Source organism: Hyphomonas sp. ske169, from assembly GCF_056850855.1.
Genome location: NZ_CP096146.1, coordinates 2,884,150 through 2,898,171, shown reverse-complemented (window position 1 = coordinate 2,898,171; position 14,022 = coordinate 2,884,150). Strand labels below are relative to the sequence as shown.

Genomic DNA, 14,022 nt, shown 5'->3' with positions numbered 1-14,022 from the left:
CCATGTCAGAGACCATCGCGCGCACCCGCCAGGGAATAGAAGATCGGATCGTCCGATACGCTGATCTAGCGCCATGTTTAGACGCGTTCATCGACACGAGAACTCCGGGATCGGACAAGAAGGAAAACTTCACCATCATTGGCCCTGGGGTCTCGGAAAATCCCAATCAGCATGTCCACATTGCCGAACCGCACGGCTTCAATATTGGCGGCGCCAGGCAGCCGCCTCATTGTACAAATTCCCAACATAGTCATGACACGGTCGAAGTTTTTTACGTCCATGCTGGCCAATGGCGATTCGACCTTGGTGAGCATGCTGATGACGCACAAATCTGCCTCGCGCCAGGCGATATGATCTCAATTCCGACCAATGTGTTCCGAGGCTTTACGAATATTGGCGAAGACACAGGCTACCTTTGGGCTGTGTTGGGCGGCGATGACCCAGGTCGCGTTTTATGGGCGCCGACAGTATTCGATATGGCGAAAGATTATGGCTTGATCCTGCTCGAAGACGGCATGCTGATCGACACCAATAAGGGCGAAACCATTCCAGCTGGAAAATCACCGATGCCGGTCACCAGTGAAAGCCAGATTGCAGCGCTGGATGTATTCTCTGATGCCGAGCTGGAAGCTTGTGTCATTCGATCTGGTGCGAGTACCAATTTTGGCGCCTTCAATAGCCTATCTGGCATTGCCGAGACGAAATTGATCGGACCCAAACCGATTGACTGGCTGCATGGCTTCACGCTTAGCGAAATCGAGATCTCGCCGGGCGCCACTATCCCAGCACATCGCCTCGATAGTGCAGACGTCTATTTCGTTCATTCTGGCAAAGTGATCATCGCGATGGATGATGACAAAACCATCCTAACCGCTGGCGACACGGTCACCTTCCCAGCCGGCGTACATCGCAGCCTCACCAACGCTAATGATCAGGCTGCGCGCTTGGTTGCCGTTCGCGGCGGCGATGAGGCGCCGACGATTACGTGGACATGACTCAAGCCCTTCTCGGAAAGCGCGCTGTCATCACTGGCGCCAGCCGCGGCATCGGCCGCGCGATATGCGAAATGCTGCATGTCGCCGGTGCGGAGATCATTCCAATTGCCCGTCCATCCGATGCGCTGGATGAGCTTGTCGCCGCTTGTCCGGATCGGTGCACGCCATGGGCCGGCGACGCGGCGTCTGATGAACTTTTGCGCTTTCTGCATGATCAAGACCGGATCGATATCCTGGTCAATAATGTCGGCACCAATATCCCGAAACCTATGGATAACGTGACTGACGAAGACCTCGACTTGATGCTCGATCTGAACGTCCGCACCACCTATCGAGTCTCCAGAGCGGTCCTCAAATCGATGCCGGACGGCGGACGGATTGTGCATATCAGCTCCCAAATGGGACATGTTGGATCGCCCAACCGAACCGTATACTGCATGACCAAACATGCGATCGAAGGCCTGACCAAGGCCATGGCGGTAGAGCTCGCTGCGCGCGGTATACGGGTCAATTCTGTGGCCCCAACTTTCGTCGAGACACCGATGACCAAACCTATGCTAGATGACCCAGATTTCTCTGCCTTCGTCAAGCGAATGATCCCGCTCGGCACGGTCGCTAGCACCGACGATATCGCCCAAGCCGTGCTATACCTGTGCGGGCCTGCCGGTAAAATGATCACCGGCCATTCGCTCATCGTTGATGGCGGTTGGACGGCGCAATAAGGACCACAATGAGCAGCAAACCAATCACCCATGTCGCAACAACCGACATCGCCGACATGATGGCGCCGGGCCCAGAGCGGCGCATGGAGCTTCCGGGTTTCGACGAAGAGTTCGTGGATTTTCCTCACTATATCATCCGTATCACCGAACGGATCTGGCACGATCGCGCCGTAGAAAAATGCCTCGATTGGTATGGTGTAGACTGCGCGATACATACGATGGCGGGCGACATTAGCGGCGCGCAGACCGTCGTTGATAATACATGGGCAACGCTCAAGGCGTTCCCAGATCGCCGTCTCGACGCTGACAATGTCATCTGGTCAGATGAAGGCGATGGCACGTTTTACTCCTCTCACCTGATCACTTCGAAAATGACCAATGAGGGCCCAAGCGAGTTTGGCCCGGTAACCGGCCGCCAGATCCGGATTCAAACCATCGCCGAATGCCTCTGCAAAGAAAACAAAGTGATCGAAGAATGGTTGGTGCGGGACAATCTCGCAGCCGTCATGCAGCTCGGATTTGAACCCGATCGCGTCGCCAAAGAGCAAGCCCAAACCGACAAGATTAATGGCTTCAGCTTGATTGAGTTTCACGAAGACAATCGCGCCGCCACCCTAAACGGAGATGCGTGGAAAGCGCCGCTCGCGCCGGCATCACAGGTCGCAGTCGATGCCCTTCGCGCCAGTCTGTCCGGCGCAGATGAAAGCGCGCTGCAGTCGCATTATGACTTCAGAGCAGACGCGCAATATCCGGGCGACGTTTCCCTGTACGGACCAGACCAGATCGCCACTTGGTGCGCCGAGCTATTGAAGGCGTTTCCAGACCTAAAAATCGCCATCGATCACGTCGCTGAGATTCCATATCTCGGAGAGGCTCGAGACGTCTCTGTCCGCTGGACGGCGACCGGAACCCATGAGGGCGCCGGTCGGTATGGCGCGCCAAGCAATGCGCCGATTTACATTCTGGGCGTCACCCAATTCAGGGTCATGAACGGCCGCGTGCGCCAGCAAGTGACCATTTGGGATGACATCGCCCTGCGCCGACAAATTGCTACCGCGAGATATGAGCGTGGATGATCTTCCCTATATCGTCGATGCGCACCACCACCTCTGGGATTTAGACGCGTGCCGACATACTTGGCTGGCGGAACGCGGCGTTGTTCGGTTCTTTGGTGACCCCGCGCCGATTCAGAAGAATTACCATGTTGAAGACCTTAAGGCAGATCTCGGCGCCTTGCCGGTCAAAAAATCCGTCCATATTCAAGTCGGCGTCGATGACAGCCTGACCGAAACCGCATGGCTGCAGGAGCAATCGACCCAACACGGTTTGCCGTCCGCGATCATCGCTTTTTGTGATCTAACGCAAGACTCGGTCTCGCAAGATCTCGAGGCGCATGCCGCTCACGAGGCCGTGCGCGGCATCAGACAAATCATCGGACGCAGCGCCGAAGAAGACCGCAAGACAGGCACATCAGGATTGTTGAGTGATCCCCGTTTTAAGAGCGGTCTGCGGATACTTGCCGACAAGGGATTGTCATTTGACCTTCAACTGACTCCGCCGCTCATGTCCGCCGCGGCTTCGCTGTTTTCGCAAGTCCCAGACCTAAAGGTTGCGCTGTGTCATTGCGGCTCCCTCAGCGCCTTCGATCCAGACAGTTTAAGCGAATGGAAACAAGGCCTTCAGACCCTAGCGGATCTGCCCAACCTGATCTGTAAGATTTCAGGCTTCGGAATGTTTGATCATGGTTGGTCGCAGGACAGTATCGCGCCATTCGTTCACCGCGCGATCGAAATATTCGGGCCGGAGCGATGCGCATTCGGATCGAATTTCCCCGTCGATAAGCTTTATGCGAGCTATGAGGAAACGATGGGTGCCTATCTCAAAATCTGTGAGGTCTACTCACCTGAAGAGCGGGATTTGATGTTCCGGACGGTGGCTGAGGATTTCTACCAAATTTAGAAATGCTGGCGAACTTTCGCGGTCAAATCGGCTGCCCCAGACAACATGAATCCGTGATCGGAGCCGAGGAGAAACAGGCTCGCCCCAGCCGCACGCCATTTGGGCAGTTCCTCGAGATTAGCGGTGAACATGCCGATCGTAACGCCTGCATCCTTTCCTTTCTCGCAAATCATCTCGACCGCCTCGATCACGGCTGGATCGTTCGGCCCATCCGCGCCTAATGAGATGGAGAGATCAGCTCTGCCGATGAAGAATGCGTCGATCGCTTCAACCGCGAACATCTCGTCTAGATGCTCCAAAGCCTCGGCGTCTTCGATCTGCGCGACCACAACGGTTTCCTCAGCGCTTTTGGATTTGTGTTCCGCCATTTTGCGGGCACCATATCCCGCTGCCCGCGTTGAGCCAGCATAGCCGCGGCCGGTGCCGAAATGTCCATTGGCGGCGACCGCCCGCGCATCCTCGCCCGTGATTACATGCGGCACCAAGACGCCGGTTGCGCCGCAATCTAGCGCATTCAAGATGTGCTCAGGACGGTTCGCCGGAATGCGAACCAAGCTGGGTTTGCCGATATGGTTCAGCGCCAAGACGCAATCATTGATATCGCGGCGATCAAATGGCGAATGTTCAGCATCAAGGCACACCAGATCGAGATCACTGCGCCCGAGCACCTCACACAGCATGGCCGACGGCGTCTTCAGAAAAGTTCCGATCAGCGGTTTCTGCGCGCGAAGATCCGCTTTGAGCGTCATGACCAAAGCCGACCCGATGCGAGCTCCGCTCCGTCGGCCAGAGTTTTCAGTTTGGCATAGACAATATCTTCATCCACCGCACCGAAGCCGGCAAAGGTTGAGAACCCGCAATCGGTCCCCGCGATCACGCGCTCTTTTCCAACAATGCCCGCGAACCGCTCTATGCGCTGCGCCACCAATTCTGGATGCTCGATGAAATTGGTGGTCGAGTCGATGACACCAGGGATGAGGATTTTATCTTTGAGCTCACCGCGCTGCTCCGCATCGGCGAAGGCCGTCCATTCATGCCCGTGTCGCGGATTGGCATTCTCAAATAACAGAGCTTGCGGTTTGGCTTTCAATGCCACCGGCAGCACTTCATCCATGGGCGCATCACAATGGTGTGGCCCTTCATAATTGCCCCAGCAAATGTGCATCCGAACACGATCACCTGGCACATTGCGCAGCGCATGGTTGAGCACTTCAACATGCTGACTCGCAAGCCGGTGATAATCCTCAAGCGGCTTGTCCTTGAACATCATGTGTCGCCCGAGGCCGAGATCAGGCGTGTCGAGTTGAAGGATATGCCCTGCCCCTACAATCGCCTCGTATTCCGGTCGCATGGCTTCCGCCAAGGCTTCAAGATACTCATCTTGGGTGGCGTAATGCTCATTTGGTTGAAACAACGCAATTACGCCCGGGCTCGCCGCATTCATAAAGCTATCGCTGTGCCCCGCACCATCAAGGGCCGCCGAGAAATGTTTTAAGTCAGCTTCCAGCGGCGCCATGCTTTTGACTTTGATCTCACCGACGCATTTCGGTCGCCGATAGGTCGGCGTGCCCCCGCCCTTGGCCTGCCGCTCAAGAAAGCCTGGAAACGCTTCGAGGTCTGCAGGCGCACGACGGGGACTGTCGCCGTCAAAGCCAGTGATGCGATCCTTGATATAGGTGGCGTAGGAGATTTTACTCATCTCACCATCGCTCACAACATCGACGGATGATTGTCTTTGGCGTGCAACGGTGTCTGCGACAGCGCTAGAAATGACGGATTCAAAGGTCTGCTCATCGACCGCTTCACCCGCTTCGTGCGCGAACACGAGATCAGTCACCTGTTTTGATCTCGGCAAGCTTCCAACATGGGTGGTTAGAATTCGATCCTGGCTCGTTTCCATCGCGTTTCACTCCGAATATGCATTCGAAGTCATACGCTTATGTGGGCGCGCGAGCAATAGATCCGCCGGGAATAACCGCGCCTTCAAAGACGCGTTTTTCATGCGATTGATCAGGCCGCTCAACGCGATCAGTAATCATCTTCACCGCCGCTTCCGCCATCCGGCCAATTGGCTGGCGAATTGTCGTCAATTCATAGCTCGCAAACTGCCCCATCCCGATGCCGTCAAATCCGATAATTGAGAGTTCTCGCGGCACAGACAATCCGAGCACGGCTTGCGCTTCATCCATGCAACCCATGGCCATCATATCGTTGATGCAAATCACCAGACTCGGCATCAGTTTGGATTGAGCTTTGATCTCCTGGAGTCCGGCCGCACCGCTTTCATAGGTAAAATCGCCTTGAGCCTGGGCAACAATTTCAATGCCGGATCGGGTCAAACTTTCTTCTACGAGCTTGATACGTTCGCGGCTAACCATGTTTTCTGATGGCCCTGTGACAATCGCAGCTGTGCGGTGCCCCAACGTTTGCAATTGTTCGACAAGCTCATTCACCTGCTCGGCGGGGTCGCAATATACAACCGTATTCGGATGGTCGGCAAAATAGCGATTGAAGAACACAACAGGGATCTGTCGTTTCTCAAGAATCTTATATTGATCCTGCGACATGTGAGAGGCGGAAATCACCCCATCGACTTGGAATTGCCAAGCCTGCTCAATCACCATTTCGGTGTCTTCTTCATTGTCTACGGTGAAGAGTAAGGCGCGCAGACCAGCGGCGGAAAGCTGCTCGGTGATCTTGAACAAGACTTCCGGATAATAAAGATTGAGCCGTCCAGAAACCAGCACAGCGACGAGATTAGACCGTTGAGTGATCAGGCCGCGCGCAATCGCATTTGGCTGATATTCGAGCTCTTTCGCCGCTTTCATCACCCGTTCGCGCATCTTACCAGAAATGCTCGCTCCCGGCTTAAAACACCGCGACACCGCCGACTGCGAAACACCCGCCAGTCGGGCGACGTCATAAGACGTCGCACGCCGACCTTTGATCAACGGGATGACATTGTCATCGGAATCAGACGGTTTGTTTTTGCTCGGGTTGTTGGCCATAGCGTCTCACACGAATATCTGCCTGTTCTTTGTGACCTGCAAACCCTTCTAAAGCGCAAAGACGTGAGCAATATTCCCCAACCATTACAGATGCTTCCCGCGTTGCGCGTTGGAATGTACAGGTCTTGATGAACTTACCAACCCAAAGCCCACCTGTATAGCGGGCGGCCTTCATCGTCGGCAGGGTGTGGTTGGTCCCGATGACTTTATCGCCATAAGAAACATTGGTTTCCTGCCCCAGGAACAAGGCACCGTAATTGGTCATATTATCGAGGAAATAGTCTGGGTCTTCGGTCATAACCTGGACATGCTCAGACGCAATCTCGTCGGCCACTTCGACCATTTCTTCGTAAGAGTCACAGACGATGACTTGTCCATATTCTCGCCAGGCTTCGCCCGCGACATCAGCGGTTGGCAGCCATTTCAACTGACGCTCGACAGCTTCCATCGTTCGCTCGGCGAGGCCTTCGGAATTGGTGAGCAAGATTGCCGGTGATGTCGGGCCGTGCTCTGCCTGCCCTAACAGGTCAGCGGCGCAGAAATCTTCGTCGACAGTTTCGTCAGCGATGATCAGCGTCTCTGTCGGTCCCGCAAACAAATCGATGCCGACTCGGCCAAACAATTGCCGCTTCGCTTCCGCGACAAAGGCATTGCCAGGCCCAACAATCATGTCGACGGGTGCAATCGTCTCAGTCCCGATTGCCATGGCGCCAATGCCTTGCACACCGCCAAGCGAGTATATCTCATCAGCGCCCGCCATATCCATGGCAACGACAATGGCTGGATGCGGCCGGCCTTCGAATGGCGGCGCCGTCGCAATGATGCGCGGCACGCCAGCAACTTTCGCCGTGACGACACTCATATGCGCAGATGCGATAAGCGGATATTTGCCGCCTGGAATATAACAACCGACCGAGTTAACCGGCACATTCTTGTGGCCGAGCGTGACCCCGGGAAGGGTCTCAACTTCAACATCACGCAACGAATCTTTCTGGATCTGGGCGAAGTTTCGAACTTGCTCTTGGGCAAATCGGATATCGCTGATCGCTTGCTCGTCTAGCTCTTCATAGCAAGCATCAATTTCCTCGCGCGACAGCCGGTAGCTTTCAGGGCTCCACTTATCGAACTTTTCGGACAGATCGCGGACCGCTGCGTCGCCACGCGCATCAATATCCTCCAGGATGTCCTCAACCGTTTTGCGCACTTGCGCATCGGCCTTTTGTTTGATGTCGGGATCAATCCCCTCTTTGAGCCAACGAGCCATAGCTATCTCCTTAATATGGAGCGTTCTCTAGCATTTTTGCATTCGAATGCAAATTGAAAAGTTTACGTTCAGAGCGCTTATCCGCCAAGCGTTCCAAACCAGGCCAGAAATAGAATGATGACAGCGAAGAATCCCAACAAATACCAGGCGATTTGGTCGATCCGACCGGGCACCAAATACCAACCGTCCTGTTTTTCAGCCAAGCCCTGCTCTTTGAAACGGCGGATTTGACCGATCACTGTTTGCTCGTGCCAATCGGTCTGAAACCCATCCAGCAGGATGCTCGCTGTCCATGACACCGCGATATTGATCACACCCCCAATCACCACATACCAAGGCCAGGCGACATTGGCGGGCTCGAGACCGAATAACGGGACGCCTGCAACGATCGCATAGAGCCCCACAAACCCCGCGACGACCCCGACCAGCAGGCCGCGTTCCGTCGTGTGTTTCGACAAGAAACCGAGTCCAAACATGGCGAGCTTCGCCCCGACAAAATAAGACGCAACTTGGCTCAAGCGCTCCAGGATCGACCCGCCACTATTGATAAAGGCAAAAGCGACTGGAACGGCGAGTGCTGCCCAAACAATCGTGAAGATACGAGATGCGCCCAGGAAATGCGCGGTACTGGCCTCTTTTCTGAAAAAGCGCTGATAGAAGTCGGTCACTGAGATTGTAGCGAGAGAATTGAGCGCTGATGACAGGCTCGACATAGAGGCTGAAAGGACGGCCGCCGCGAGAATACCCATCAGACCCGGAATCGCCAAAGACTGCGCAAATACGAGAATAATTTCGTTCGGCTGATCGAAAGGTTCGCCTTTGAAGTGCACATAGAGCAAGGCACCGATGAAGAAGAACAAGAAGTAGATGAAGAAGGCTGCGAATCCCATCATCAGATAGGATTTCTTGGCATCTCCAAGCGTTTTCGCGGCAAGCGCACGTTGGACCATCATCTGATTGGTGCCGTAGACGGTGATGTGAAACAGTGTCATCGCCAAGACACCTGCCCAAACCGTCGGCGCGACGGAGAAATCTAGCTCCGTCCGGATCGGATTGAGCTTGCCATCCGTGGCCAAAGACTCGAGCGCGCCGGACAGTGGGCTCACCTCTCCAAGCAAACCCCACAGCACAATCCCTGCTCCCACAAACAGGATGACACCCTGCAACACGTCCGTCCAAATCACCGCGTTCATGCCGCCCATCATTGTATAGACCAACACAACGAACGTCATGCCGATGATCGCGATGCTGACATCGATACCCGTCGCAAATGTGATCACGACCGCTGTCGCGGTGAGGATCGAGGCAGTGGTTATGGTTTGGGTCAGAAGGAAGATCGCGGACATGACCGTTCGCGACGCTACGCCAAATCTCTGCTCGAGATACTCATAGATCGATGCGACACCGCTATTGTAGAAAAAGGGCAAAAACAGAACGACGACTACAAAAATGACGAGCGGATAATTGATATGAATAGCGAGCGCCGCCATGCCGTCCCCGTATGCCCAAGCGGGCCCGCCAAGGAAGGACAAGGCGCTGACATAAGTCGCAACCACCGAGATACCGATTGCCCACCAGGGTGCAGAACGGTCGCCAATCTGATAATCCGCAGCAGTCTTGACCTTGCGGCTCATCATGTAACCGAGAAACAGGTTGCCGATCAGATAGGCCGCAACAATCGACCAATTCAGTGCGCCAAATTCCATGCTAATCAGACCTCCCAATCCGATGAATATTCGAGCAGGTATTCTCTAACGGAACCCTATGACTTCGAATGCAAATAATACCCTAGCGGTTCTCGCCTTTTTGGCAATTAGTTCCTTTAGCGACACCATCATCCGCGAATACGCAGAGGTCATTTTGAATGAATTGGGCGTGACCTGCGACAGATCCCGGTGGTGAAAACCACTCGTGCTCGCTCAAACCAAGGCTGTGCGTATTGCCGGCATATTCGTATGTCTGGCAGGTACCGCCAATGGCGGTGATGTCTGCGCAAAGCTGTTCATTCCATTGAGGCAGCGAATAATAGTCCCGATCTGAATAATGAAGGTGAAGCAGTTCAGTTAAAAATGGCACCGCATTCGTTCCACCAATCTGCGCGATAGGCGCGAGCAATCTCGGATCATGCGCCACGAAATCGCGCCCTTCAGCATTCACGGCGATGGCCCAAGACAAGTCCCCATATTCCCGAACTCGAGCGTTCAACGTGGAATACATGTCCGTCGCTTTTGCGCTCATAGCTTCAGCCACTGTTGCAGCAGAGAAGGTTTCGACCTGCCAGGTCCAATCCTCTGGATGAGGCGACCCAATCCAGTCAGGCGGAAATCCAAACACGAAATTTGGGTTGCTTGATCCATCTTCACCGGTCGCTGATCCGGTCCAGGTTCCGTCTCCGGATAAGAAGGCTTCGGGACTCGTACTCATCGCTTCAAACGTTGCAAGCTGAGTAAAGCGATCGGCAATGTTTCCCGCCCAGATCGATCCGCCCGCGAGTTCAAGTCCCGACGCAGCGCCCTCCCCGACCGCCGCTAACACGGTGAGTGCAACATCGCCGCCCTGCGAATGCCCGTTGATAAACATGCGGGATGCATCAACTTGAGCCGTTTGCGGCACACCATCTTCGCCAGTGATTTGGATCGCTCCTGGTCGAGTGCTGATCGCCATCAGGTTCATCACGTCCACCGCGTAAAAACTCGGCATCAGATAAGCGCCATTGTCCCAGGCCAACATATCGCCGTGCCCGTCGGCTGGAATGCCATTGACCGTTCCGTGTCCGCGATATCCAGGGACCAAGACGACAAACCCGGCATCCACCCAAGCATTGATGACGTCGCCATAAATGTCACCATAGCTGGACTCTGTTGTGCACGCGAAATGCCAGTCCGGCGCATTTTCAGCTCCGACCCAGCCATGAGCAAAGATCATGACGGGGTACCCTGTTTCAGGCGGGGCCGAGTTCGGAACATCGATGCGCGCGTACACGTTGTGACCTTCGGACGAATAAGTTGCGAGAGCCCGCAAGGCTGGTTTTGAACGATCACCGCTCGCCTCTTGTGTGGTGCAATCTCGATCAATGCGTGCAACCACGTTCAATTCACCGCCGCCATATGCGCGGCTCCGGAGCGCTTCGATTGATAGATCTGAAAGCCGGTCCAACCGATCGCCCGCCAGCCGGTTCGATGGTCCTGCATCCGATTTTACGGCGTCACCACTGATACATCCGGCGGCCAAGAGAGTCGCGGCAACGGACGCGAAGAGTTTTGGGATCGCTTTGGGATCTACGCGCATGTTTCCTCTCGCATTCTTCTCATTGCGATTGATACAAAAAAGGGGAGGCCCTGGAAGGCCTCCCCTTAAGCGTCATTCGCGCATCCAGCCACTGTGGAGGATTAACCGAACTGCGCGAACGCCGTGTTTTAGAAGTCCACGCCGAGACGAACACCCCAAACTCGAGGGTCAGAAAAATTCGCCTGAATTGAAGCCGTGGCGATGTCCGCTTGGCTTGGCGTGAAGATGATCGCGCGGGTCAATACCGCTTCATCTTCGAGATTTTCGACAAAGCCTTCGACTTCGAACCCTTTGTTCTCATTACGCCATGTGACGCGCAGATCCGATTTCGTGAACGAGTCTTGCTCAGATCCCGGAACGTTGAAGTCAAAGCCATAATACTTGCCGGAATACGCGGTCTGGAACAATGGCGTGATCGTGTTGCCATTGCCGAGATCGAAGAAGTACCCGACCTGAAGCGATGCAGAAACTTCCGGCGTAAGCGCAGGTCTCCATCCTTCCAGAGACAGAGCTGGCACGCCGCCAGCAGCCACGATCTCACCCGTTGTCATGGTGACGTCCTGGCGACCTTCGAAATTACCAAGTCCGTTGACCCGGCCAACCTGATAGTCGCCGAATTCAGCGTCTTGTAGGGCCAGGGTACCATTCACGAACCAATTGTCGCCTGGCAACCAGTTTGCCTCGACTTCAAATCCGGTCGCGTCAACTTCACCAGCGTTCTCAGTATACTCTGAAGCGATACAAGTGGCTGGAACGGTTGGATCGATACAAGCGGTCACGAAGGACTGGGCGTGCATGTCGCGATACTGGTTGTGATAGAGCGCAACGTTCAGCGTCAAAGCGCCATCAAGCAAAGTGCTTTTGATGCCAGCCTCATAAGCTGTGACCGTTTCCGGATCATAACTGGCAGGTGCTCCCGCAGCAACAAGCGAAGAACCGTTCACACCGCCGATGCGATACCCGGTCGATGCAGTTGCATAGAGCAATTCATCATCGCCGAAATCAAACTCTGCGCCAGCTTTCCAAACGAGTTCATCGGATGTGCCGCCAGTCGCGCCGCCTCGGAGGGTGTTTTCATCATCATTCCAACGCAAGCCGCCAAGCACACGGAAATTATCGGTCAGCGAGTAAGTCGCGTTCCCAAATAGCGCCATAGATTCGGTCTCGAACGTGTCTGACGTGGTCGTGTTATAGCGCTGATATTGGCCATTGTTCAGGAAACCGAACTGCCAATCTGCTTCTGATTGGAACCAGAAACCACCCACGAGCCACTCAAGCGGACCTGTCCCTTGTGAGGCCAGTCGAATTTCGCCGGAATAGCTTTCTTGGAGCGTATCATATCCCGCGAAGCCGTTATTCAGAGCGTCGCCGCCATCATATGCGCCGTTGGAATAATCACCGTCATAGAATTGCAGGTTCTCATAGTCATCATAGGCGCCAATCACAGACAGTTCGGCCCAGCCGAGATCATAATTGACCTGAAGATTGATGCTGTCACCCGATTGCTTTGATCGAGACAGAGCATCTCGCGACACCGAGTATGGCCCAGCATCTTGCTCTGTCGCTTCACCGCCTGGTTGAGTCCGGCCAGACGCATCTGGTCCAGGCTGGTAACAGTGACCGTTCAGGAAGGTCGAATTTGCCGACAATCCCGTTGAAGTCGTCGCATCCTGGTTGTTGCGATAGCATCCGATTTGTTGGTAACCCCAAATCGCTGAACCGTTTGTATCTTGCTCAGTTGTGGTCCAACGCAAGGTTGCATCAAACACATCATTTGGCTGCCATTTGGCCGTCGCCCGGAACGCCATCACATCCTGATTGTGAAGATCGTCACCTGGGCCTTCACGGTAGGTGTTTTCAATATAGCCGTCGCGAACTTCTCCCATGCCAGCGAAGCGCAGAGCAAATGTATCGGAGACAGGCACGTTCAAAACGCCCTCAAGACGCTTCTGATTATAGTCACCCAGGGTGATCTCAGCTGACCCTTCGAGCTCATCAAAGTTGGGCTCATTCGAGATGATGTTGATCGTACCGGCAAATGTGTTCCGACCATATAGGGTGCCCTGTGGTCCGCGCAGCACTTCGACCCGATTGAGATCGAGATAGCTGGCTAGGACTTGCGTTGTGGTCGCGACATAGGCGCCATCATTGAAAATACCGACAACTTGCGCCGCTTCCGGACCAACATTGTTTGTACGGGCGCCACGCATCGCGACCCGCGCTTCATTGCCAGAATAGCCAACGTTCAGACCAGGCACGATGAGTCCGAGACGCTTTGGATCAACGATCCCAGCGAAATCCAGAGCTTCTTCGTTCACCGCGGTGATCGAAGCGGAGACGTCTTGCACATTCTCCTCGACCTTGGTTGCGGTGACGGTCACCGTGCTGAGGCGACGGCGCGCGTCATCATCCGCATCTTCGGCGGTGGCGCTGTCTTGCGCAACGGCTGTCAGTGTTGCTGCCGACAGGGCAACAATCGCCGCTCCGCCAAACAGGCTTTTTGTAAAAAACGAGCGTTTGCTCATGGCATTCCTCCCAATAATCTGTCTCGATCAGGATCACGAATGCATTTTTTGACTTCGAATGCAAGAATGATTTTTTAGCCCACCGCATTCGAAGTCAGTTTTACTCCGAGTGTTGCAAAATGGGCTCAATTGAGAGTGGGCGTTTTAGACATCCCGTGAAACTGAGCTAGGCACAGGGCAGGATTGCCGAGGTCGACATTATAATTCGGGCAACAGTCCGTTGATCGAGACGGGCTGTCAGGCGGTGGAGCGCGACGTCAT

General features: G+C 54.7%; 11 protein-coding genes. 4 read left to right on the top strand and 7 right to left on the bottom strand.

From position 1 onward, the window contains the following. The first annotated feature begins 2 nt into the window (after nucleotides 1–2). From MY069_RS14175 to MY069_RS14160, 4 genes are read left to right on the top strand one after another with little or no spacing between them, the layout of a single operon-like run. The gene (locus tag MY069_RS14175; protein ID WP_482794438.1) at nucleotides 3–995 is read left to right on the top strand and encodes a cupin domain-containing protein; all 993 of its coding nucleotides are present in this window, start codon (nucleotides 3–5) and stop codon (nucleotides 993–995) included. Beyond that, nucleotides 992–1,717 (top strand): SDR family NAD(P)-dependent oxidoreductase, encoded by a 726-nt coding sequence (locus MY069_RS14170; RefSeq protein WP_482794437.1) that lies wholly within the window; start codon nucleotides 992–994, stop codon nucleotides 1,715–1,717. Before MY069_RS14175 ends, MY069_RS14170 begins: the two co-directional genes overlap by 4 nt. Nucleotides 1,718–1,725: 8 nt before the next feature. Then, nucleotides 1,726–2,793, top strand: coding sequence for an ester cyclase (locus MY069_RS14165; protein WP_482794436.1), 1,068 nt, complete (start codon nucleotides 1,726–1,728; stop codon nucleotides 2,791–2,793). Further along, nucleotides 2,786–3,676 carry an amidohydrolase family protein gene (locus MY069_RS14160; protein WP_482794435.1) on the top strand — a complete coding sequence of 297 codons (891 nt, stop codon included), beginning with the start codon at nucleotides 2,786–2,788 and terminating at the stop codon, nucleotides 3,674–3,676. Before MY069_RS14165 ends, MY069_RS14160 begins: the two co-directional genes overlap by 8 nt. Here the strand turns inward: MY069_RS14160 and MY069_RS14155 are convergent. From MY069_RS14155 to MY069_RS14125, 7 genes are all read right to left on the bottom strand, one after another. Then, nucleotides 3,673–4,425 carry an HpcH/HpaI aldolase family protein gene (locus MY069_RS14155; protein WP_482794434.1) on the bottom strand — a complete coding sequence of 251 codons (753 nt, stop codon included), beginning with the start codon at nucleotides 4,423–4,425 and terminating at the stop codon, nucleotides 3,673–3,675. The two genes, MY069_RS14160 and MY069_RS14155, sit on opposite strands and share 4 nt — an antisense overlap. Next, the gene (locus MY069_RS14150) at nucleotides 4,422–5,576 is read right to left on the bottom strand and encodes a cobalamin-independent methionine synthase II family protein (RefSeq protein ID WP_482794433.1); all 1,155 of its coding nucleotides are present in this window, start codon (nucleotides 5,574–5,576) and stop codon (nucleotides 4,422–4,424) included. The genes MY069_RS14155 and MY069_RS14150 overlap by 4 nt, the downstream gene beginning before the upstream one ends. Before the next feature lie 37 nt (nucleotides 5,577–5,613). After that, on the bottom strand, nucleotides 5,614–6,684 hold the full coding sequence (locus MY069_RS14145) for a LacI family DNA-binding transcriptional regulator (RefSeq protein WP_482794432.1): 1,071 nt from the start codon (nucleotides 6,682–6,684) through the stop codon (nucleotides 5,614–5,616). Then, on the bottom strand, nucleotides 6,650–7,948 hold the full coding sequence (hisD, locus tag MY069_RS14140; protein ID WP_482794431.1) for a histidinol dehydrogenase: 1,299 nt from the start codon (nucleotides 7,946–7,948) through the stop codon (nucleotides 6,650–6,652). The genes MY069_RS14145 and hisD overlap by 35 nt, the downstream gene beginning before the upstream one ends. Before the next feature lie 77 nt (nucleotides 7,949–8,025). Beyond that, nucleotides 8,026–9,654: a sodium:solute symporter family transporter gene (locus tag MY069_RS14135; RefSeq protein ID WP_482794430.1), complete on the bottom strand. Its 1,629-nt coding sequence runs from the start codon at nucleotides 9,652–9,654 to the stop codon at nucleotides 8,026–8,028. A gap of 82 nt (nucleotides 9,655–9,736) precedes the next feature. Next, nucleotides 9,737–11,236 (bottom strand): alpha/beta hydrolase family protein, encoded by a 1,500-nt coding sequence (locus MY069_RS14130; protein WP_482794429.1) that lies wholly within the window; start codon nucleotides 11,234–11,236, stop codon nucleotides 9,737–9,739. 128 nt (nucleotides 11,237–11,364) lie between these two features. Then, complete coding sequence (locus tag MY069_RS14125) at nucleotides 11,365–13,761, bottom strand: TonB-dependent receptor (RefSeq protein ID WP_482794428.1); 2,397 nt, start codon at nucleotides 13,759–13,761, stop codon at nucleotides 11,365–11,367. Between the last annotated feature and the right edge of the window lie 261 nt (nucleotides 13,762–14,022).

Bases quoted from the DNA above. Each gene is read 5' to 3' on its own strand.
- MY069_RS14175 (WP_482794438.1), top strand. From the start codon at position 3: ATGTCAGAGACCATCGCGCGCACCCGCCAGGGAATAGAAGATCGGATC.
- MY069_RS14170 (WP_482794437.1), top strand. From the start codon at position 992: ATGACTCAAGCCCTTCTCGGAAAGCGCGCTGTCATCACTGGCGCCAGC.
- MY069_RS14165 (WP_482794436.1), top strand. From the start codon at position 1,726: ATGAGCAGCAAACCAATCACCCATGTCGCAACAACCGACATCGCCGAC.
- MY069_RS14155 (WP_482794434.1), bottom strand. From the start codon at position 4,425: ATGACGCTCAAAGCGGATCTTCGCGCGCAGAAACCGCTGATCGGAACT.
- MY069_RS14150 (WP_482794433.1), bottom strand. From the start codon at position 5,576: ATGGAAACGAGCCAGGATCGAATTCTAACCACCCATGTTGGAAGCTTG.
- MY069_RS14145 (WP_482794432.1), bottom strand. From the start codon at position 6,684: ATGGCCAACAACCCGAGCAAAAACAAACCGTCTGATTCCGATGACAAT.
- hisD (WP_482794431.1), bottom strand. From the start codon at position 7,948: ATGGCTCGTTGGCTCAAAGAGGGGATTGATCCCGACATCAAACAAAAG.
- MY069_RS14135 (WP_482794430.1), bottom strand. From the start codon at position 9,654: ATGGAATTTGGCGCACTGAATTGGTCGATTGTTGCGGCCTATCTGATC.
- MY069_RS14130 (WP_482794429.1), bottom strand. From the start codon at position 11,236: ATGCGCGTAGATCCCAAAGCGATCCCAAAACTCTTCGCGTCCGTTGCC.
- MY069_RS14125 (WP_482794428.1), bottom strand. From the start codon at position 13,761: ATGAGCAAACGCTCGTTTTTTACAAAAAGCCTGTTTGGCGGAGCGGCG.